We start from the raw sequence: 19,132 nt of genomic DNA on the forward strand, positions 1-19,132 counted from the left end.
CATTCAGCAGCGTGCCAAGCGGCAGGGCATGGCCGACGCCGCCTCCAAGTATCAGCCCTATCCGCAGATCGACCTCAAGGACCGGACCTGGCCGGCCAAGCGCATCGAAAAGGCACCGATCTGGTGTTCCGTCGATCTGCGCGACGGCAACCAGGCTCTCATCGACCCGATGGGCCACGACCGCAAGGCGCGCATGTTCGCCCTGCTGGTCGACATGGGCTTCAAGGAAATCGAGATCGGATTTCCCTCCGCCTCGCAGACCGACTTCGACTTCGCGCGCTGGTGCGTGGAGGAGGCAGACGTGCCGGACGATGTCGACCTGCAGGTGCTGGTGCAGTGCCGCCCCGAACTGATCACCCGCACCTTCGAGTCACTGGAAGGCGCAAAGACGCCGATCATCCATTTCTACAACTCCACCAGCGAGCTCCAGCGTCGGGTGGTCTTCGCCAAGGACGTCGCCGGCATCAAGCAGATCGCCACAGACGCAGCGAAGATGATCACCGACATGGCGTCCAAGGCCGGCGGCGGATATCGATTCCAGTATTCGCCTGAAAGCTTCACCGGCACCGAACTCGACGTGGCGCTGGAAATCTGCAACGCGGTCACCGAGATCGTGAAGCCGACTGCCGAAAACAAGCTGATCATCAACTTGCCCGCCACGGTGGAGATGTCGACGCCCAACATCCATGCAGACCAGATCGAATGGATGTGCCGCCAGCTCGACAACCGCGAGAACCTGATCATCTCGCTGCACCCTCACAATGACCGGGGCACCGGCATCGCCGCCACCGAACTCGGATTGATGGCAGGTGCCGATCGCGTCGAGGGTACGCTGTTCGGCAACGGAGAGCGCACCGGCAATGTCGATATCGTGACGCTGGCGTTGAACATGTACACGCAGGGCCTCGACCCCGAGCTCGACTGCACCGACATCAACCGGATGAAGGACGTATTCGAATATTCCAACCAGATGAAGATTCCGGAGCGCCACCCTTACGTCGGAGAACTGGTCTACACAGCGTTCTCCGGTTCCCACCAGGATGCGATCAACAAGGGCATGAAGGCAATCAAGGTTGCCAACAAGCCATTGTGGGAAGTGCCTTATCTGCCGATTGACCCGCAGGATGTCGGTCGCTCGTACGAAGCGATCATCCGCATCAATTCGCAGTCGGGCAAGGGTGGCATCGCTTATGTTCTGCAGGCCGACTATGGCTTGAACCTGCCGCGCAACCTGCAGGTCGAGTTCAGCCAACTCATCCAGCAGATCAGCGATGCGGAAGGCAAGGAGGTGCCGGCCAGGCGCATCTACGACCAGTTCGTCGAGGTCTATGTAGACCAGCCGACCGGACGCCTGAAATTCCTCGATCATCACACATTCCCCGAAACCGGGCACAAGGGGCGGCGGATCGTCGAGGCATCCATCATGGACGGCGGCAAGGAGATGACGATCTCGGGTAGCGGCACGGGGCCGATCGACGGCTTCGTGGACGCGTTGTCGCGGCATCTGGGAATTGCACTTTCGGTGCTCGACTATTCCGAGCATTCAATGCAGCGTGGCTCGGATGCTTCCGCCATCAGCTACATGGAAGTCGAGCACCCCGGCGGCCGCATCTTCGGTGTCGGCATCAACACCAACATCGTGGCGGCGTCGCTTGAAGCCGTCGTGTCCGCAGTCAACCGCATCGTCGGCTAGCATTCCGGGCGATTCCCTTCTCTTCCTAAAGAAGGGAATCGCGCTGGTTCTCGTCGGAATCCGTACACAAAAAATTAGTGCCGCCGCTACAAGGGCTTGCCGGGTGCAGGCGTCCTGTGACCGGATAGCCGGCTTGCGTGGCCCCCCATCGCCTGTATCATCGCGTTTCCTAACCTTTTCACTAGGGAAGGGGCCGAAACTTGCGGCGTTCAATGCCCCCCGCCGCAGAGGTTCGCGATGCTTTGGACCACGTTCTGACGAGCGAAACTTTCGCACGTTCCGAACGGGCGCGCGATCTGCTGCGCTATCTCGTTACTCAGGATCTCGCTGGACATGCGGATCGCCTGAAGGGGTTTTCGATCGCCGTCGACGTCTTCGGGCGGGATGAAAAATTCGATCCCTCGACCGATACCGTCGTGCGTGTCCAGGCCGGGCGCCTGCGTGACCTGCTGGATCAGTATTACGCCCTTGAGGGAGCGCACGCCGCGTTGCGCATCACCGTACCGCGCGGCAGCTACGTTCCTCGCTATGTGATCGCACCTCCCAGCACCGAGACGGCCAGCGTCGAAGGGCAGTCGAGCGACCAGCATCCGGAGGCGCGTCCGCCCCCGACCCCACAGATCGAAACGCGCCATAGCCGCTGGTCCCCTGCGCGCATGGGCGTCGCGGCGGGATTGCTCGCCCTGCTGGCCGGCGCGGGTTGGATGGTTCAACAGGGGGCAGGGATAACGGACGACGGCGAAGGGCGCGCCACCGATCCGGCGATCACGCAGATCGATCTCGCAGGCGTCACGGGCTCCAGTCCCCGCGCCTTTCTGCCTTCCGTCTATCTCGATGACGGCGCCGCCGACGGAGAAGATGGCGAGCGTCTTGCCAGCATGCTGCGGCGTGGTCTCTCGGGCTTCGACACGATCAGCTTCCTTGCCCGGGCGCCGGGCGAGGACGGGCGCAACACCCATGCGCGGACGGACCATCTCATCGTCGTCGAGAGCGGCGATGAGGAGGAAGCGCAGATCGAACTTCAGAACCTGGCGACGGGAAAGGTGCTTCTGTCTGAGACTTTGCCCGAGGCCTCAGCGGGCGGGGATATTTTGGAGGACGCCGTCGCAGACTTGCTGACCACTGTCGCGCCGGTTGGCGGCGTGATCTATGCCGCGCTCGCCGAGGAAGGTGCCGAAACGGTGGTGACGCAGTGCCTGATCCTCAATGACCACTTTTATCGCGACCAGAACGCCGAAGGTCATCGCGCGGCCTATGAATGCCTCGAAGATCTGACGAAGAACGAACTCAGGTTCTCGCTGGTGTATGCCGAATTGGCCGGCCTTCACATGCAGGCCATGGTGTCCGGCTACGATTATCCGCCCGGCCCAACGGAAGCACAGGCGCTCGGCTTTGCCCGGATGGCGGTTCAACTTGGTCCGAACAGCCCCTCCGCGCATCGCGCCATGGGATATGTGCTGTCGCGGATGGGAGACGCCGAGGAGGCATTGCGTTGGACGCGCAAGGCCTATGAACTCAATACCTTCGACATGGGAATGGCCGCTTCATACGGCTACGCGCAGGTGTTTGCGGGCGACTATGATGCGGGCGTGCCAATCCTCAAGCGCGCGGTGACGGCCGCGAGTTCCCATCCGACATGGTGGGACTATGGGCTGGCATTGGGCCGCTTCATGCAGGACGACATGCAGGCGGCAAGCAACGCGGCCGCAGCGCTGGCGTCGAGCGACCGTGCCCATTACCTGGCGCTTCGGTTGGTGACTGCCGACGCGATGGACCGGACCGACGACGTCGCGGCGTTGCGAGATCGCATCACGACGGAGCATCCAGACTTTGTTGCCGATCTCGACGCGTTCTATCGGCGTGGTACCTACCCCCCGGCTATGGCCGAGCGCCTTGTGAATGCGCTGCGCCGGGCGGGCCTCGTCGGCGCAAGCTGAGAAGGTTGAGGGAAAACCAGAACACGCCTTTACCCCGCCGTTGGGCCGTGAAAACGTCCGCGCAACCGGATTTTCTGGCCAGGAGGAGCCGATGCCACTGTTTGCGCGCGCGATTGGGGAGGGGGCTGAGCCCGTCGTACTGCTTCACGGTTTCGGCGGCACGCATGCGGCCTGGGATATGGTCGTCGATGCGCTTTCCCCGGACGTGCCTTTGCTCGTCTATGATCTTCCTGGCCATGGCGAATCACACGATTTTCCCGATGCGGGGCCTGCCAAGCTTGCCGCGCAGGCGATCCTGGCCGATCTGGCTGAGCGCGGCATCGCTCGTGCCCATCTTGCCGGACATTCGATGGGTGGGGCCGTCGCTGCGCTGATGGGTATCATCGAGGGCGCGAGGGTGGCGTCGCTGACCCTGCTTTCGCCCGGCGGATTCGGGCCGGAGATCAATCATCGCCTCCTTACCCGCTATGCTGCAGCGCAGGACGAAGCCTCGATTCTGACCTGCCTGGAGGCGATGTATGGCTGGATGTCGCCGGTTTCGGAAAAGGTGGTGCGCGAATCGCTTGCCGCGCGTGCGTCCCCGGGACGAGTGGAGACCCTCGTCAGGATCGCGCAGGGACTGGTGCGAGACGGCAGGCAAGGGCAGTTGCCGCGCGACCGTCTGGAGGGGCTAGCCATGCCGGTGGCCGTCGTCTGGGGCCAGCTCGACAATGTCCTGCCCGTCCGCCACGCGCGTGGCCTGCCATGGCCATTCGGCGTGCACATCTTTCCAGACCTCGGCCACATGCTGCCGCAGGAGGCGCCAGCCGAATGCGCGGCGATCATCCGGCGCACGGCCGGCCTTCGACGATGACGTACCGCAACCTCGACACCCCAGGTGCCATCGTGATTTTGACGAAAGCCTGTGTTAATCATCGGTTAACCAAGCATCGGAGTCGCGTTCATGAATGAACCAGTTGACAATCGGGACAACACGGCTGCGACAAGCCGCCTCGCCGATGCAATCCGCGACGTGAAGAACGCGTTCGCGGATAGGGACGACGTGGTCGTCGACATCCGCGAAGCACAGCTAACCCGGCTGGAGTTGCTGGCCGACGATCTCAAGCAGGTCTTCGCCGACATCCCCAATGACGACGAGCGCTTCGACCTGGCGATTTCTTCAGGCTCGCAGCCGCGGTTGTGGATCGACTCGGTCGCCCATGTGACGATGGGGCGCGATCGGCGCACCTACCGGTTTCTGCGTGATACGCGCCTTGGCCGGGTGGTGCTTTGCGAATCGACGGATCTCAGCCGCGTCGCCGAGCAGGTGACGCGCTACATAGCCGGTCGCATGATCGAGCGCCAACGTATGCTCGAAGGCGATGTCGACCTCGTGCGCACGGACGCCGACGAAGACGACATCGTCGAGGACGGGGAGACTGGCGGCCGGACCGGGGGCTTTCTGCGCGGGGTCGGCATGGTGCTGCTCGGTGGTCTCGTGGGCGCCGGCCTCATCCTCCTTCTCGCTTCTGCGCTGGGGACGGGCTTCAGCCTCTGACGCGCTGATGTGACCGTTTGCCTTCAGCCGGCCAGTTTCTCGTCTGCGATGTCGTGTATCTGCGGATTGCCCTCGGTGATGCCACGCCGCGTCAGCCCGATCCGCCAGTTACCTTGCTCGCCGTCGATCTCGAACAAATTGTACTGCCCGGCCGGCTTGGAGCCGCCGGGAGCCTGGCCGGCGGCTGCCACGCCGATGACGGGAATGGGGCCGTCGCGTCCGTCGATGCGGTAAGTGGTGGGCAAGTGTGTGTGGCCGTGCAGCACGAGGTCGGCACCGCACTTGCGCATCAGCTTCTGGAAGCGGCCGATGCCGAGCAGCCGTTTGTGGGCTGACGCCGCACCGCGCACGGGCGGGTGGTGGATCAGCACGACGCGGCACAATCCACGCTGACGCGCTTCCTCGAGCAGCGGTTCGAGACGGTCTGACTGCCCATCCCCGAAGAAGCCGCTTGCCAGAAAGGGCGCCGTGGCGCGCGCCGACGAGACACCGATCAGGGCGACGTCCCCACGCACCCGCATGAAGGGGAACGTCCCCCTGCGCGCTGGCTCCGCCTTGCCGTCGCCGTGCATCCACGGCCCCCACGCCTTGCACGCCTTGTCCAGCGCACCGGGGACATAGGCATCGTGATTGCCGGGGACGACGGAGACATCGTCGGGCGGGCCAAGCATCTCGAGCCACAGGCGCGACAGCTCGACCTCACCGTCAAGCGCAAGGTTCATCAGGTCGCCGGTCACGGCGATATGGTCGGGCGCCGACGCCTGGACATGATCGACGAGCGCGTCGATGACGTCCTCGTGCAGGTTGGAGCGCCGGTTGCGCCGCCAGTTGATGTAACCCGTTATCCGCTTGGAGACGAGGTCGCGGTAGGCTAGATCGGGCAGCGGACCAAGATGGATGTCGGAGAGATGGGCAAGCCTGAGCATACAACTTCTTTAGGGCAGCGCGGCGTGGGTTTCCACCCGTGGCGGGCCGCATGAACGCCAGACGGTGGAATGAGGGCGTTTGGTCGCGGCTGCGCGGCCGCGCATTTCACGCATTGTTCCTGGTGTTGCGGCCGATGACCCTCGGCGTGCGTGGGGTCGTGCATGACGCCACGGCCAATACCGTCTTTCTCGTCCGCCATACTTACGTCAGCGGATGGCATCTTCCCGGAGGCGGCGTCGAGGCAGGTGAGACAGCCTGGAGAGCGCTGGAGCGCGAGCTGTCCGAGGAGGGCAACATCGAGATTGTCGGGGTGCCGGCGCTGCGTTCGTTTCATTTCAACCGCGATGCGAGCAGGCGGGATCACGTGGCCGTCTATCTGGTCGCCGACTACCGGCAGACGGCGCCGAAAGAGCCGGACATGGAAGTGGCGGAATCGGGGTTCTTTCCCATCACCGCTCTACCCGAGGGAACGACGTCGGCGACCCGTCGCAGGCTCGCCGAAGTCTTCGGTGGGCTCGCACCCTCGCCGGAATGGTAGGCCGGGCTACGCGGCCTGCCTGAAGCGGCCGCGGTCGTGCGGAGCGGTGAAGTCGAGTTCCGGCCCCTTCGGGACGATGCGTGTCGGGTTCACCGTTTCGTGGCTGCCATAATAGTGCGACTTGATGTGCAGCATATCGACCGTCTCGGCCACGCCGGCAACCTGATAGAGGTCGCGGAGGTAGTTCGACAGGTTCGGATAGTCGTCAATGCGCCGGAGATTACACTTGAAATGGCCGTGATATACGGCATCGAAGCGCACCAGCGTCGTAAATAGCCGCCAGTCCGCTTCCGTCATTCGATCGCCGGCCAGATACCGGCTTTGAGCGAGCCGCGCTTCCATCTCATCGAGCGCGTCGAACAACTCGTCGAACGCCTCTTCGTACGCACCCTGCTTGGTGGCGAAGCCGGCGCGGTAGACGCCATTATTGATCGAGGGATAGACGCGGTCATTGACGGCTTCGATCTCGCTGCGCATCGCGGCTGGCCAGAGGTCGATCGAGGCATCGCCCCACGCGTCGAAGGCGGAGTTCAGCATGCGGATGATGTCGGCCGACTCGTTGGAGACGATCGTCTCGTTCTTCTTGTCCCAGAGCACCGGGACCGTCACCCTTCCGGAATAGTTCGGATCTGCCTTGGTGTAGATCTGATGCAGAAAGTCCGACCCGTAGAGGCTGTCGCCGGTGGCGCCGTCCTCTTTCTTGAAGGTCCAGCCGTTCTCTCCCATGAAATGATGGACGACATCGACGGAGATGACATCCTCAAGCTTCTTGAGCTTGCGGAAGATCAGCGTGCGGTGCGCCCATGGGCAGGCGTAGGATACGTAGAGGTGATAGCGGCCCGGTTCGGCCTTGAAGCCGCGCTCTCGTCCCTCTGCCGGTGCGCCGTCTTTGGTGATCCAGTCCCGAAACTGCGACTCGGAGCGCTTGAACTTGCCGTCCTTGCCCGTATCGTACCACTGGTCTTTCCAGACACCATCGATAAGCTGGCCCATCTCTGCTTCTCCAATCTTCTTTGCCACTATCTAGGAAGACTTCATCGTTAAGGGAACGCGTACCGGGCTGAACAGTTCGTCACCGGCCGCGCAATCTCCAATTGCGGAGGCTGGAATTTGATGATAGCGGAGATTTTGCTCGCAGGCTGCGGGCGGAGGAACTCCGATTGACCACGATCCGTTTCGAGCGACGACGAATGAGCTGATGCGCCTGACGGCGCCGGTGGCTAGCGCTGCCTGGACCATTCCTGCGATTCTTGAAACGGACTTTCGATCATGACCCCCGCCGACGTCACATTTGCGCCCGAGCTTGCCGCACACGATACGATCATCGAAGACATCAATGCCGAGGCCTTCGGTCCTGGCCGCTTCGCGCGCGCGGCCTATCACATCCGTGAAGGTGGGCCGCACCGGCGCGACCTGTCTTTTGTCGCCATAATCGGTGGCGAGGTCATCGCGTCGGTGCGCATGACGCCCATTGCCGCCGGCAAGGGCAGGGCGCTGCTGCTTGGTCCGCTCGCCGTACGTCCTGCCTACAAGAATCTCGGCATTGGCAAGAAGCTCGTCGCAATCGCCCTCGACGCGGCGCGCGGCGATGGTTGCGTTCTCGCGATCCTCGTCGGCGATGCGCCGTATTACGCGCCGCTCGGATTTTCGAAGGTGGTGCCCTATGGCCAGCTCGCGATGCCGCGTCCCGTCGATGCCAGCAGGCTGCTCGCCTGCGAGCTCGTGCCTGGATCATTGCAAGGGTTCGCCGGCGCCGTCGTCCACGCGGACCTCGCCAGGGAACCTTCGGCGGAAGCGGCGTTGCTGAAGGCGGCGGAATAGGGCGCGCGGAGCCGCGCCTCAGCGGCCTTCGCGATACCACATCGAGCCGAGCGCCATCAGGAGCAGGGCGAGCCCAAAGAAGCCTGCGAACAGCGGCAGGCGGCTTACCGAGCGCAATACGCTGTCGCCGGTCGTCCTCAAGCCCACCCAATCACGGCCTGACGCTTCGCCCGATGCGCGCACTGGTACGATGTTTGGCAGGCTGAGCCCGCCCGTCATCGTTTCCTCGATCCGGCGGATGCTGCCGTCGCTGGCCTCGGCGAGAGGAGCGAGGACGTCCGTCGTTGAGACGGTGTCCTGGAACTCGGGCGCGTTCAACGGCCCGACATGGGCCAATGCCGTCAAATCGCCATTGCCGATCTGGTAGAGGCCGATTTCGTCGGTCTCGACGCTACCGGTGAACAGTCCCGGCGAATCGGATGTCAGCGTCACGTCCAACGATTGGCCGGACGGCGAGATGACGGTGGCCGGGCCCGGATCGTCGCTCATCGTCTGACGCGTGATCTCAAGCGTCATTCCGCGCCCGGACGCCGTCAGGCGCTCTTCTTCCAGCTCCGGCTCCTTCATCAGCCAGTGCGCCATGCGCCGATAAAGCGACACATGTGGCCCACCGCCTTCGAAGCCACGCGCCCACAGCCAGCCCTGGTCGGACAAGAGCATGCCGACACGGCCTTCACCCCGGCGGTTGAGAACCAGCAGCGGCCTGTCGCCGGCGCCATTCATCACCACTTCGCCCTCCGGGTTCTGTATGTTGATGAGGCGGAACCAGCGGCTCCACTGCGGCGGCTCGGCTGCAGAGCCCTCCAGGCCCCGGGTGACAGGATGGCGCTCGCCGGTTTCCGTCAGGCGTGGATGGAAGCCTTCCTCGACGACTTCGCCCGTCGGCATCGCCGGAAGGGCGGACATGAGCGGCGTTCGCGCGATCGACTGCGGGCCTGCATATTCAGGGCCGGCGGCGATCAGCAGCGCACCGCCATTTTCCACATATTCGGCGATGTAGTCGTAATACAGCACCGGCAGCACGTCGCGGTGCTGGTAGCGATCGAAGATGATCATGTCGAAATCGTTGATCCGCTCGACGAACAGCTCGCGCGTCGGGAAGGCGATGAGCGACAACTCGTTGATTGGGGTGCCATCCTGCTTCTCCGGCGGACGCAGGATGGTGAAGTGGATCAGGTCCACCGAGGCGTCCGACTTGAGCAGGTTGCGCCAGGTCCGTTCGCCAGCATGCGGCTCGCCGGAGACAAGCAGCACGCGCAGGTTTTCGCGGATGCCGTCGATCATCGCGATGGTGCGATTGTTGGTTTCGGTCAGTTCGCCCTCGGCGGTGTCTATGGCGAGCTCGACGATATTCTTGCCGGCGTTGGGAATCACCAGTTCGAGCGGCGTCTCCTCGCCGACGACCGCCTGCTCGACGGAGACCTGCTCGCCATTGACCAGCACGCGTACAGAGACAGGCCCGGTGGCGTCATTTGTCGCGATCACGCGATAGGTCAGGTCGATCGGGCGACCTACGATGCCGAAGCGCGGTGCGCGCTCAAAACGGATGCGGCGGTCGAACTCGTCCTCGTCGCCGGTGACCAGCACGTGCAAGGGCGCTCCGAGCGCGTCCGCCTGCGCCGGTGCGTCGTGTACCTGCCCGTCGGTGACCATGATCGCTCCCGCCACGCGCGACGGTGGAACATCCCGCAACGCGCCGTCCAGCGCGCCGAAGAGCCGTGTTTCCGTGCGGTCGTCGGCGGCGTCGGCGCGACCTGCCTCCACGACGCGGACGTCGAACTGGGAGAAGCGTCCAAGACGGGCCTGGAGCTCGGCGACAGCGCGGTCCGTCGTGTCGGTCCGGTCGCCGATATCCTGGCTCTGACTGCGGTCCACCACAAGCGCGACGACCGATTGCAGTGGCTCACGCTGTTCGTCGAGCAGCACCGGGTTCAGCAGGGCAATAGCCAGTGCCGCGAACGCGCCGATCCGCAACAGGCTGCCGCGCTGGCCGAGAAACAGACCGGCAAGCACAAGCAGGCCGACCGGCACGAGGATCACGCCGATCCAAACCCAGGACAGCAGCGGTTCGATGGAGAGCGACCAGTTCATCTACTGTCCCAGCCGTTCGAGGAGCGCAGGCACGTGCACCTGGTCCGATTTGTAATTGCCGGTCAGCATGTACATCATGATGTTGACGCCGGCGCGATAGGCGTAAATGCGCTGCATCGGGTCCGCCGGCACGGTTGGAAACATCGGCGCGCCCGACCCGTCCAGGGCCCAGGCGCCGGCCATGTCGTTGGCCGTGATCATGATCGGCGAGACGCCGTCGCCGCTGCGCACGGGGCGGTTGTCGGGGTTGGCGGCATTCAGCGAAGCCTCGACCCACAACGGGCTTCCCGAATAGCGCCCCGGGAAATCCGGCATGATGAAGAATGTCTTCGTCAGAACGTGATCCTGCGGCACCGGTTCGAGCGGCGGCACGTTCATCGTAGACAGGATTTCGCGCAGCCGGCGGGTAGCGGGACTGGCGGAGTTGGCATCGAACCCCGTCGAATACTGGTCCCGCGTGTCGAACAGCACGGTGCCACCCTGCTGCATGTAGGCGTCGATACGTGCGAGAGCCGCTTCCGACGGCATCGGTGCGGTATCATCAATCGGCCAGTAGATCAGCGGATAAAAAGCCAGTTCGTCCGCCTCGATGTCGACGCCGGCCGGATCGCCCGGCTCCAAAGCCGTCTTGTCGATCAGGTAGCGCGAGAGGCCCTGCAGCCCAGCCCGGCTGACGGCATCGATCGAGCTGTTGCCCGTCAGGACATAGGCGATGCGGGTCTCGGAGATCGCGGCAATGGCGGCGGCGTCATCGGTTTGAATATCCTGCGCATCGGCCTGCGTGGGCAGGACCAGCGCCGCTGCAACGGCGATTGCACCCAGCGCGCCGGCGGCCGTCGAGCGTCTTGCCCCGCCGCGGCGGGCAAACAGACCGCCCATCCAGAAGACGACGAGTGTATCGAGCACCATCAATGCCAGTGCCGCTGCGATCAGCGGTCCCTTGAGGTCGATGGCCTCGTCGAACGCATAGCTGGCGCGGCTGACCGGCACGGTTGTCTCGGGCTGTACGATTGGCGCCAGCGTTGCGTCGCGCGGCAGGAGATTGTGCGCCACGACACCTTCCTCCGTACCGTAGAAGCCTGGAGGGTTCTCGATCGTCACGGCCGGTTCGCCGCCCGCGATGGTCAATGGCCGCGCGTCGGGACCGGGCGGGACCAGCCGACCATCGGCGGAAATCATCTGGAACGGCGCTAGCGAACCTGCGGCAGCCCCCTCGCTGCCGGGCTCGGCCGCACCCTGGTTGCGCGAAAGCTGGACGATGCGCCGCAGCATTTCGACGAACGAGCCGGAGATCGGCAGGCTCGACCACGTCGCTTCCGGCGTGACATGGAAAAGCACGAGCGTGCCGTCGCCGCGCGGAGCGCCCGTGACCAGTGGCGTGCCGTCGGCAAGGCTGGCCCAGGTGCGTTCCATGATGTCGGACGTCGGCTCGGCGAGAACCTGGCGCGAGACGGTCACTTCGGTGGGTGCGGCAAGGTCCGCGAACGGGCCGTTCGGCGGAAACTCCGCGACGGGTTGCGGCTCCGTCCATGACAAGGTGCCTCCAAGCGCGCGCTCTCCGATGCGCAGGCGAACCGGAAGCAACTCCTCGTCATTTCCGGCAGCCGCGAGCCGCGAGCCGGCGAACCGAACCAGCGTGCCGCCGGCATTCATCCACTCGATCAGGTCTTCGCGGGCTGTATCTGGCAGCGCACCGACATCGGCCATGACGATCATCGCCGGATTCTGCTCCAGCATCTGCGGGATCGCCTCTGCGAGGTCGGGGCTCGACGCCTCCACGATATCGGAGAATGGCTCGAGCGCTCTCCGGATATAATACAGTGGCGACAGCAGCGGCTGCGCCTGGTCGGCCTCTGCCTGGGAAATCAGCCCGACCCTGCGCCGCCTCGAATTCTCGTCGAGAACCCGCATCGCAGCAGCCTGGTTTTGGCCGTCGATGACGATGGAGACGAAGTCATTGCGCAGTTCGAACGGCACCTGGAACGCACCCTCGGCTTCGGTCTCGCCGGCGCCGAAGGAAAGCGTGGTCTCACCGATGCGCCGGCCGCGATCGTCGAATGCTGCCGCAGTCGCCTGGCGGGGCAGCGCATCTGAAGATGATCGAACAGCAGAAAATGAGAATGCGTCGGCGCGGTTTTCCGTGTCGCGGATGCCGATCAGCGACATTTGCTGCGGCTCTATCCAGACGAGCCCGGAGAGATCGTCGGACAGGAGCTGTGCAAAAGCCGCCTCGTCGCCATCCGCTGCGAGGCCGTCCGTCAAGACGGCAACGCTGGCGCCGGGCACGACCTGAAGCGCGTCCGCGACACGGGCGAAGATTGTCGGCCGGTCGCTCGGCACGGGACGCGGCTCTGCCGCTGCCAAGCGTTCACGGGCAGCCGCACCGTCGAACGGGCCGATCTCGGCATTTGGCGGCTCGGCCGTGAAGGCGAGAACCACCGGCTGTCCGGCGCTGCCTGCATCCTCGATCAGCCGCTCGGCGGTCGCCACCCGCAGGTCCCAGTCAGGGGCCGTCGCCCAGCCATTGTCGACGACGATGGCCACCGCATTGCCGCTTGCCGGCGTCGCCTCGCGCTGGTTGAGCACGGGTTCGGCCAGCGCGAAGATGATCAGGGCCGCCATCAGCAGGCGCAGCAAGGTCAGCCACCATGGACTCTGATGCGGCGTTTCTTCCTTCTTGAGCACGCGGGCAAGGATGCGCAGTGGCGGGAACACTTCTTCCTGGGGACGCGGCGGCGTAAGCCGCAGCAGCCACCAGATCAGCGGCAGCGCGAGCAGGCCCATCAGGACCGCCGGCACGCCGAAGGAGAGGGGAAGCCAACCCATCAACGCGCTCCCTGTCCGACTTCCGCGCTCAGGGCGGTATGAACACGCACCAGTGCGTCGGAGGCGAGCCTGTCCGTGTGGTTCACCGTGTAGCTCCAGCCGAGCTTTCGGCACCACGCGGCAAGCTCGGCTCGCCGGGCATCATAGAGCAGACGATAATCCTCGGTGAGGCTTTCGGCACGGCCGGCCGTCAGTTTTTGCCCGGTTTCGGGATCGCGGAATTCCGTGCGGCCGCTATAGGGAAACGTTTCTTCGGCGGGGTCGGCAATTTCTATCAAGTGCGCACGAACGCCGCGCTGCGCCAGCGGATCGAGCCATTGCTGGGTCTCCTCCACGGGATCGAGAAAATCGCCGGCGAGGATAATGTCGCTGAAGCGCCTGAGAGGCAGCAGATCGGGCCGGGCGGGCAGGTCGGCGGCATGGAGGAGACGTGCGGCGAGCCTTTCGGCGCCGTTGCGCGCGGCGAACGGGTCCGTGAGGCCTGGCCAGGCAATACGTTCGCCGCCGCGCGACAGCAACTCGGCCAGCGCGAGGATCAGCACGAGTGCGCGCGATTCCTTGGACACGGTCGCGCCCTGCGACTTGAAGAGCATGGAAGGCGAAGGGTCCGCCCACAGCCAAACGGTGTGGGCGGCTTCCCATTCCTTGTCGCGCACGTAAATATGGTCGTCGCGGGCGGAGCGCCGCCAGTCGATGCTCGCCATGCTCTCGCCCTCGACATAGGGGCGGAACTGCCAGAAATTCTCGCCGATGCCGCGCCTGCGGCGACCGTGCCAGCCGGCAATGACCGTATTGACGACGCGACGTGCCTCGACCAGCAGGTCCGGCACCAGCGACGCTCGCTGGCGCGCACGGGCAAGCGCATCACGGGGGACGACGGGGCCGGCCGCCTCGCCGATACGGGCCATCAGCCGGCTGCTTTCACCAGTTGGGCGATCACGTCGCGAACGCTCATGCCCTCGGCGCGCGCCGCGAAAGTCAGCGCCATGCGGTGCTGAAGGACCGGCTCGGCCAGCGCGCGCACGTCATCAACGGAAGGTGCGAGCCTGCCATCGTAAAGCGCGCGGGCGCGGGCGCACAAGGTGAGCGCCTGGCTGGCGCGAGGGCCGGGCCCCCAGGAAACGTGCTTGTCGGTCTCCGCATTGCCCTGCCCAGGACGGGCTGACCGCACCAGCGCCAGGATTGATTCGACGACGCTCTCCGGTACCGGCATGCGGCGGATCAGCATCTGGATTTCTTTCAGGCGCTCGGCGGACAGGACCTCCTGCGGCTTCGCGTCTGAAAGGCCGGTCGTTTCCAGCAGAATGCGGCGTTCGGCGTCGAGTTCGGGGTACAGGATGTCTACCTGCATCAGGAAACGGTCGAGCTGTGCTTCCGGCAGCGGATAGGTGCCTTCCTGTTCCAGCGGGTTCTGTGTCGCCAGAACATGGAACGGCGAAGGCAGGTCGTGACGTTGGCCGGCGACCGTGACGTGATATTCCTGCATCGACTGCAACAGCGCCGACTGTGTGCGCGGGCTCGCGCGGTTGATTTCGTCGGCCATCAGCAACTGCGCAAAGATCGGGCCCCGGATGAACCTGAACGAGCGCCGTCCCGACTCGTCCTGTTCCATCACCTCGGAACCGAGAATGTCGGAGGGCATCAGGTCGGGTGTGAATTGGATGCGCCGGCCATCAAGGCCAAGCACCACGCCGAGCGTTTCGACCAGCTTGGTCTTGGCCAGTCCGGGAACGCCGACCAGCAAGGCATGACCGCCTGCCAGCAGCGCGACGAGCGTGCGCTCGACGACGCTTTCCTGCCCGAAAATGACCTTGCCGACCGCTTCGCGCACCCTGCCGATGTCGGCGAGCGCCTTTTCGGCTTCGGCGATCATCTGGCTTTCGCTAAGGGCGTGTTCCTTGAGTGTGACACCGGTCGTAGCATTCATGCGAGCATCCAGGTCCTTCGAGTTTCTCTGAGGCCAGCGTCGATCCAGGAGGTCTACGCCTTGCTTCCGCGCCACGATTCGTCACCTTTCGGGTACGTGTTCATTCAACTTAAAACACTCAACAAGGCTGACAAGCGGAGCAACAGTGACTATTTCGTGACGATGACGATGCACACAGGAAATGACGAACAAGGCCTGAGCAAGGCCACGGACACGGCCGGACTGGAAGCGCTGGTCTCGCGCGCCGCCAGGGCGGGCAAGGGGCCGCCGCCGGTCGAACGCTGGAACCCGCCCTTCTGCGGCGATCTCGACATGGAGATCAAGCGCGACGGCACGTGGTTCTACCTCGGTACCCCCATCGGCCGCATGCCGCTGGTGCAGCTTTTTTCCAGCGTCCTTCGCAAGGATGAAGACGGAAACACCTATCTGGTCACGCCCGTCGAGAAGGTCGGGATCAGGGTCGAGGATGCGCCCTTCATCGCCGTCGAGGTGAACGCCTCGGGAAGCGGCCCCGATCAGGTGCTGACGTTTCGCACCAATGTGGGAGACGTAGTGGAGGCTGGTTCCGAGAATCCGATCCGCTTTGTCGACGAGGACGACACTGACGGGCTTAAGCCGTACCTGCTGGTCCGCGGGCGGCTCGAGGCGCTTGTGGCGCGGCCGGTTATGTACGAGCTGGCCGAGCTCGGAGAAGAGATCGACGTCGATGGCACAGCAATGTTCGCCATCCGCTCGAAGGGGACGACATTCCCGATCATGCCGATGGACAGGCTGAGGCGGTTGAGCGCATGACCTTGGAAATGCCAGACGTGCGCCATTTCTCGGCCAACGATTTCCGTCTGCGTGCGCGCCACGAGCAGGCTCCGCACGCTGACACCGACTATGGCGACCACAGTCTCAACCCCGACCTGCGCGACCTCATCCTGCAGCATACGCTGCGCGATGCCGCGGTGCTGATACCCGTCGTCGATCACGGCGCGGAGGCAAGCGTCATCCTGACCAAGCGCACCGAGAAGCTGCGTTCCCATTCAGGGCAGATCGCTTTCCCCGGCGGGCGGATCGATCCGACCGACCCGACACCCGAGTTCGCAGCGATGCGCGAGGCGGAAGAGGAGATCGGCCTTTCGGCGGAATTCATCGAGGTGGTGGGGCGCATGCCCGACTACGTATCCGGCTCGGGTTTCCGCATTGCGCCGGTGCTGGCGGTGGTGACACCCGGCTTCATGCTGACGATCAACGAGGACGAGGTGGACGACGCGTTCGAAGTCCCGCTGTCGTTCCTCATGGATCCGCAGAACCACAACCGCGAGAGTCGCATCTGGCAGGACCGCGAACGGTTCTTCTATACGATGCCGTTTGGCGACCGCTACATCTGGGGCGTGACCGCCGGGATCATCCGGACCCTCTACGAAAGGCTTTATACGTGAGCAGCATATCGATCGCCGGCCGGGCCGAGTGGCTGAACGGCGAGGCGCTGCAGGCTCTGCTCGCCGCCCTGTCCGCCGACGGCGAAGAAGCGCGCATTGCCGGCGGTGCCGTGCGCAACGTGTTGCTGGACCAGCCGGTCACCGATATCGACATCGCGACCACCACGTTGCCGGACGAGACCGAAAGGCGCGCCCAGGCGGCCGGATTCCGCACCGTGCCGACGGGCAAGGAACACGGCACGATCACTGTCATCGCGGAAGGGCGACCCTTTGAGGTGACGACGCTTCGCGCGGATGTCGAGACCGATGGCCGCCATGCGCGCGTCGTCTTCGGGCGAGACTGGCAACGCGACGCTGAACGGCGCGACTTCACCATCAATGCGCTTTATGCGTCCGCCAGTGGCGAGGTGATCGATCTCGTAGGAGGGCTTTCCGACATCGAGAACCGCAACCTGCGCTTCATCGGTGAAGCCGAGCAGCGCATTCGCGAGGATTATCTGCGGATCCTGCGCTTCTTCCGCTTCTTTGCCTGGTACGGCAAGGGGCGGCCGGATGCCGACGGCCTGCGGGCGTGTGCGCGACTCAAGGACGGGTTGGAGCGGCTATCGGCCGAGCGCGTCTGGGCCGAACTGAAGAAGCTCCTGGCCGCGCCAGATCCCTCGCGCTCACTGCTCTGGATGCGCCAGACCGGTGTGCTCACCGCCGTGCTGCCGGAAAGCGAGAAGTGGGGAATCGACGCCATACATGGCATCGTCGCGGCCGAACGGGATCTCGGGTGGGAGCCCGATGCGCTGCTGAGGCTCGAGGGCATCGTTCCGCCGGATAAGGAGCGAATCGAGGGCGCGGCAAAACGCCTTCGGCTGTCAAACACGGAAACGCTTCGCCTGACGGCATGGTCTTCCACGCCGCCTGTCGCCCACACGATGAGCGAGACTGCCTTCGCCAAGCTGGCCTATGAAAGCGATCGCCAGGGTCTTGAGGATCGATTGCGCCTGGCACTTGCCGCCGCGCGCGTCAAAGCTGCGCAGGAAGACGCCGCGCTGCTGGAGGCGGGCGGATATGCGCGCTTGCTGCGCTTCCTTGCAGCGTGGGAAAAGCCCGCATTCCCCATCAGCGGAAACGATCTTGTGGCACTGGGAGCGAAGCCTGGCAGGAGTCTCGGCCAGATGCTGGCCCAACTCGAGCAGGAGTGGATCGAAGGGGGGTTCAAACTCGAACGCGACGCGCTCTTGGAACGCGCCGCGGGTTTGATTGGTGGTCGCTGAATTCTAGGCGGCGTCGCGCTTGGTCTCGATGCGCGAACGAATGGCCTCGACCATTGATTCGCGGATCACGGTCTCACCATGGGTCTCGCGCATATGCTCGATCGCGCGCCTCATCACTTCGGCTTCTTCGGTATGTCTCGTATGCCAGTCACAGCCGGGGACGAGCGAGCCGCAATGAAATTCCTTCATCGTTCTTCTCCTTCATGTCCGTCTGTTGGAGGACTGAAGAGTAACACGAAACGCCCGTCATCGGTTGCGGAAATGTTCGGCTATTTCTCTGGACTGCCCAGCCATTCGGCAGCAATGCGGATGTCCTCGTCGCCGATCCCGTGGTCGGAATGGATCACGCGGGCATCGACATTGGCGCCGCAATTGCGCAGGCGTTCCGCGAGTTTCGGCGCATATTCGAAATAAAGCTTGTCGTTTTCACCGGCGATGGTGAGGAATTTCGTCTGTGAGAGGTCGACCTTGTCCATGTCGCTCAGGACCGGCATCGGCCGCAGCAGCACCGCCTTGCGCACGAGCCCCGGATGAAGCTGCGTCAACGCGGCGATCAGGTTGGCGCCGTTGGAATATCCGAGGAAGGTCGCCGATGCCAGGTCGATTCCCTGCTCGGTGGCGATCCCGTTCAGGAATTCCACGAAGGCGTCAGCCTCCGCGCGCACGTCCTGCTGGTCGAACTCGGTGGCGGTAATGCGCTTGTACCAGCGCTTGACGCCGTCCTGGACGATGCGACCACGAATGCCGATCAGCGTGGCGTCAGGCGCGATGCTGGCGGCGAGGGATGCGAGCGTCGTCTCGTCGCCTCCCGAACCGTGCAGCATGATGATGGTTCGGCCGCTTGGCTTCTCCGGCTTGAAGAGGCGGTGGACGAAGCCGGTCTCCCTTGTCACGGTGTCGACCGCAAGCGCCGCCTGCTGGAGCATCGCGGTGGTGACCGCGGTGTCCGAGGCTTTTGCCATCTGGGTGGCGCCGGCCAAGGCCAGCAGCGAAATAAGTGCGAGTGAGGGTATGGACGCCATGACGCGATCCTGATCTTTTAAGTTTTACCGAAACCTTACCGGCCGCTGCCGGCTCGTGACGTTGGCACCCCGATGGGCGGTCCCCCTCAATAGGAACGCCTCTCCCCCAACGCCGGAAATC

The 19,132-nt window shown here is 64.2% G+C and carries 17 protein-coding genes; 9 read left to right on the forward strand and 8 right to left on the reverse strand.

Annotation, left to right across the window (positions count from 1 at the left end; genetic code table 11):
• Positions 1-28: 28 nt before the first annotated feature.
• The 4 genes from leuA (at position 29) to AAFN84_RS02480 (ending at position 5,167) form a co-directional block, all read left to right on the forward strand.
• Positions 29-1,693, forward strand: coding sequence for a 2-isopropylmalate synthase (gene leuA / locus AAFN84_RS02465; RefSeq protein ID WP_347513772.1), 1,665 nt, complete (start codon positions 29-31; stop codon positions 1,691-1,693).
• Between the two features lie 212 nt (positions 1,694-1,905).
• The gene (locus tag AAFN84_RS02470; protein WP_347512895.1) at positions 1,906-3,630 is read left to right on the forward strand and encodes a hypothetical protein; all 1,725 of its coding nucleotides are present in this window, start codon (positions 1,906-1,908) and stop codon (positions 3,628-3,630) included.
• Between the two features lie 91 nt (positions 3,631-3,721).
• On the forward strand, positions 3,722-4,483 hold the full coding sequence (locus AAFN84_RS02475) for an alpha/beta fold hydrolase (RefSeq protein ID WP_347512897.1): 762 nt from the start codon (positions 3,722-3,724) through the stop codon (positions 4,481-4,483).
• Between the two features lie 90 nt (positions 4,484-4,573).
• A complete protein-coding gene (locus tag AAFN84_RS02480; RefSeq protein ID WP_347512898.1) occupies positions 4,574-5,167 on the forward strand; it encodes a hypothetical protein in 594 nt (197 codons plus the stop codon).
• 23 nt (positions 5,168-5,190) lie between these two features.
• On the opposite strand, the gene AAFN84_RS02485 is transcribed toward AAFN84_RS02480, so the two are convergent.
• The gene (locus tag AAFN84_RS02485; RefSeq protein ID WP_347512900.1) at positions 5,191-6,093 is read right to left on the reverse strand and encodes a metallophosphoesterase; all 903 of its coding nucleotides are present in this window, start codon (positions 6,091-6,093) and stop codon (positions 5,191-5,193) included.
• 50 nt (positions 6,094-6,143) lie between these two features.
• Here AAFN84_RS02485 and AAFN84_RS02490 point away from each other — a divergent pair, with 50 nt between their 5' ends.
• The gene (locus tag AAFN84_RS02490) at positions 6,144-6,632 is read left to right on the forward strand and encodes an NUDIX domain-containing protein (RefSeq protein WP_347512902.1); all 489 of its coding nucleotides are present in this window, start codon (positions 6,144-6,146) and stop codon (positions 6,630-6,632) included.
• A 6-nt stretch (positions 6,633-6,638) separates the two neighbouring features.
• Here the strand turns inward: AAFN84_RS02490 and AAFN84_RS02495 are convergent, their stop codons facing one another.
• Positions 6,639-7,625, reverse strand: a complete 987-nt coding sequence (locus AAFN84_RS02495; RefSeq protein ID WP_347512903.1) for a glutathione S-transferase family protein — start codon at positions 7,623-7,625, stop codon at positions 6,639-6,641.
• Between the two features lie 276 nt (positions 7,626-7,901).
• Here AAFN84_RS02495 and AAFN84_RS02500 point away from each other — a divergent pair, with 276 nt between their 5' ends.
• The gene (locus AAFN84_RS02500; RefSeq protein ID WP_347512905.1) at positions 7,902-8,453 is read left to right on the forward strand and encodes an N-acetyltransferase; all 552 of its coding nucleotides are present in this window, start codon (positions 7,902-7,904) and stop codon (positions 8,451-8,453) included.
• Positions 8,454-8,471: 18 nt separating this feature from the next.
• Here the strand turns inward: AAFN84_RS02500 and AAFN84_RS02505 are convergent, their stop codons facing one another.
• Genes AAFN84_RS02505 through AAFN84_RS02520 form a run of 4 tightly spaced genes read right to left on the reverse strand, consistent with a single transcriptional unit; the run spans position 8,472 to position 15,297 of the window.
• Entirely contained in the window at positions 8,472-10,544 is a 2,073-nt protein-coding gene (locus AAFN84_RS02505; protein WP_347512907.1) for a hypothetical protein, read from the reverse strand.
• A complete protein-coding gene (locus AAFN84_RS02510; RefSeq protein WP_347512909.1) occupies positions 10,545-13,370 on the reverse strand; it encodes a DUF4159 domain-containing protein in 2,826 nt (941 codons plus the stop codon). It abuts the gene before it with no gap.
• Positions 13,370-14,278 (reverse strand): DUF58 domain-containing protein, encoded by a 909-nt coding sequence (locus AAFN84_RS02515; protein ID WP_347512911.1) that lies wholly within the window; start codon positions 14,276-14,278, stop codon positions 13,370-13,372. Before AAFN84_RS02515 ends, AAFN84_RS02510 begins: the two co-directional genes overlap by 1 nt.
• Positions 14,278-15,297, reverse strand: a complete 1,020-nt coding sequence (locus AAFN84_RS02520; protein ID WP_347512912.1) for a MoxR family ATPase — start codon at positions 15,295-15,297, stop codon at positions 14,278-14,280. The genes AAFN84_RS02515 and AAFN84_RS02520 overlap by 1 nt, the downstream gene beginning before the upstream one ends.
• A 162-nt stretch (positions 15,298-15,459) precedes the next feature.
• On the opposite strand from AAFN84_RS02520, the gene AAFN84_RS02525 reads away from it, so the two are divergent.
• The 3 genes from AAFN84_RS02525 to AAFN84_RS02535 are packed head-to-tail and all read left to right on the forward strand — an operon-like array spanning position 15,460 to position 17,989.
• A complete protein-coding gene (locus AAFN84_RS02525) occupies positions 15,460-16,089 on the forward strand; it encodes a DUF1285 domain-containing protein (RefSeq protein WP_347513773.1) in 630 nt (209 codons plus the stop codon).
• Positions 16,086-16,724, forward strand: coding sequence for a CoA pyrophosphatase (locus AAFN84_RS02530; RefSeq protein ID WP_347512914.1), 639 nt, complete (start codon positions 16,086-16,088; stop codon positions 16,722-16,724). The genes AAFN84_RS02525 and AAFN84_RS02530 overlap by 4 nt, the downstream gene beginning before the upstream one ends.
• Entirely contained in the window at positions 16,721-17,989 is a 1,269-nt protein-coding gene (locus AAFN84_RS02535) for a CCA tRNA nucleotidyltransferase (protein WP_347512916.1), read from the forward strand. Before AAFN84_RS02530 ends, AAFN84_RS02535 begins: the two co-directional genes overlap by 4 nt.
• 3 nt (positions 17,990-17,992) lie before the next feature.
• Here AAFN84_RS02535 and AAFN84_RS02540 read toward each other — a convergent pair whose 3' ends face one another.
• A complete protein-coding gene (locus AAFN84_RS02540) occupies positions 17,993-18,178 on the reverse strand; it encodes a DUF1059 domain-containing protein (protein ID WP_347512918.1) in 186 nt (61 codons plus the stop codon).
• Between the two features lie 80 nt (positions 18,179-18,258).
• Positions 18,259-19,011 carry an alpha/beta hydrolase gene (locus tag AAFN84_RS02545; RefSeq protein WP_347512920.1) on the reverse strand — a complete coding sequence of 251 codons (753 nt, stop codon included), beginning with the start codon at positions 19,009-19,011 and terminating at the stop codon, positions 18,259-18,261.
• Positions 19,012-19,132: the final 121 nt, after the last annotated feature.

Origin of the sequence: Mesorhizobium sp. CAU 1741, assembly GCF_039839275.1 — a bacterium.
Taxonomy (GTDB): domain Bacteria; phylum Pseudomonadota; class Alphaproteobacteria; order Rhizobiales; family Rhizobiaceae; genus Aerobium.

Bases quoted from the DNA above. Each gene is read 5' to 3' on its own strand.
- leuA (WP_347513772.1), top strand. From the start codon at position 29: ATGGCCGACGCCGCCTCCAAGTATCAGCCCTATCCGCAGATCGACCTC.
- AAFN84_RS02470 (WP_347512895.1), top strand. From the start codon at position 1,906: ATGCCCCCCGCCGCAGAGGTTCGCGATGCTTTGGACCACGTTCTGACG.
- AAFN84_RS02475 (WP_347512897.1), top strand. From the start codon at position 3,722: ATGCCACTGTTTGCGCGCGCGATTGGGGAGGGGGCTGAGCCCGTCGTA.
- AAFN84_RS02480 (WP_347512898.1), top strand. From the start codon at position 4,574: ATGAATGAACCAGTTGACAATCGGGACAACACGGCTGCGACAAGCCGC.
- AAFN84_RS02485 (WP_347512900.1), bottom strand. From the start codon at position 6,093: ATGCTCAGGCTTGCCCATCTCTCCGACATCCATCTTGGTCCGCTGCCC.
- AAFN84_RS02490 (WP_347512902.1), top strand. From the start codon at position 6,144: ATGAACGCCAGACGGTGGAATGAGGGCGTTTGGTCGCGGCTGCGCGGC.
- AAFN84_RS02495 (WP_347512903.1), bottom strand. From the start codon at position 7,625: ATGGGCCAGCTTATCGATGGTGTCTGGAAAGACCAGTGGTACGATACG.
- AAFN84_RS02500 (WP_347512905.1), top strand. From the start codon at position 7,902: ATGACCCCCGCCGACGTCACATTTGCGCCCGAGCTTGCCGCACACGAT.
- AAFN84_RS02505 (WP_347512907.1), bottom strand. From the start codon at position 10,544: ATGAACTGGTCGCTCTCCATCGAACCGCTGCTGTCCTGGGTTTGGATC.
- AAFN84_RS02510 (WP_347512909.1), bottom strand. From the start codon at position 13,370: ATGGGTTGGCTTCCCCTCTCCTTCGGCGTGCCGGCGGTCCTGATGGGC.
- AAFN84_RS02515 (WP_347512911.1), bottom strand. From the start codon at position 14,278: ATGGCCCGTATCGGCGAGGCGGCCGGCCCCGTCGTCCCCCGTGATGCG.
- AAFN84_RS02520 (WP_347512912.1), bottom strand. From the start codon at position 15,297: ATGAATGCTACGACCGGTGTCACACTCAAGGAACACGCCCTTAGCGAA.
- AAFN84_RS02525 (WP_347513773.1), top strand. From the start codon at position 15,460: ATGACGATGCACACAGGAAATGACGAACAAGGCCTGAGCAAGGCCACG.
- AAFN84_RS02530 (WP_347512914.1), top strand. From the start codon at position 16,086: ATGACCTTGGAAATGCCAGACGTGCGCCATTTCTCGGCCAACGATTTC.
- AAFN84_RS02540 (WP_347512918.1), bottom strand. From the start codon at position 18,178: ATGAAGGAATTTCATTGCGGCTCGCTCGTCCCCGGCTGTGACTGGCAT.
- AAFN84_RS02545 (WP_347512920.1), bottom strand. From the start codon at position 19,011: ATGGCGTCCATACCCTCACTCGCACTTATTTCGCTGCTGGCCTTGGCC.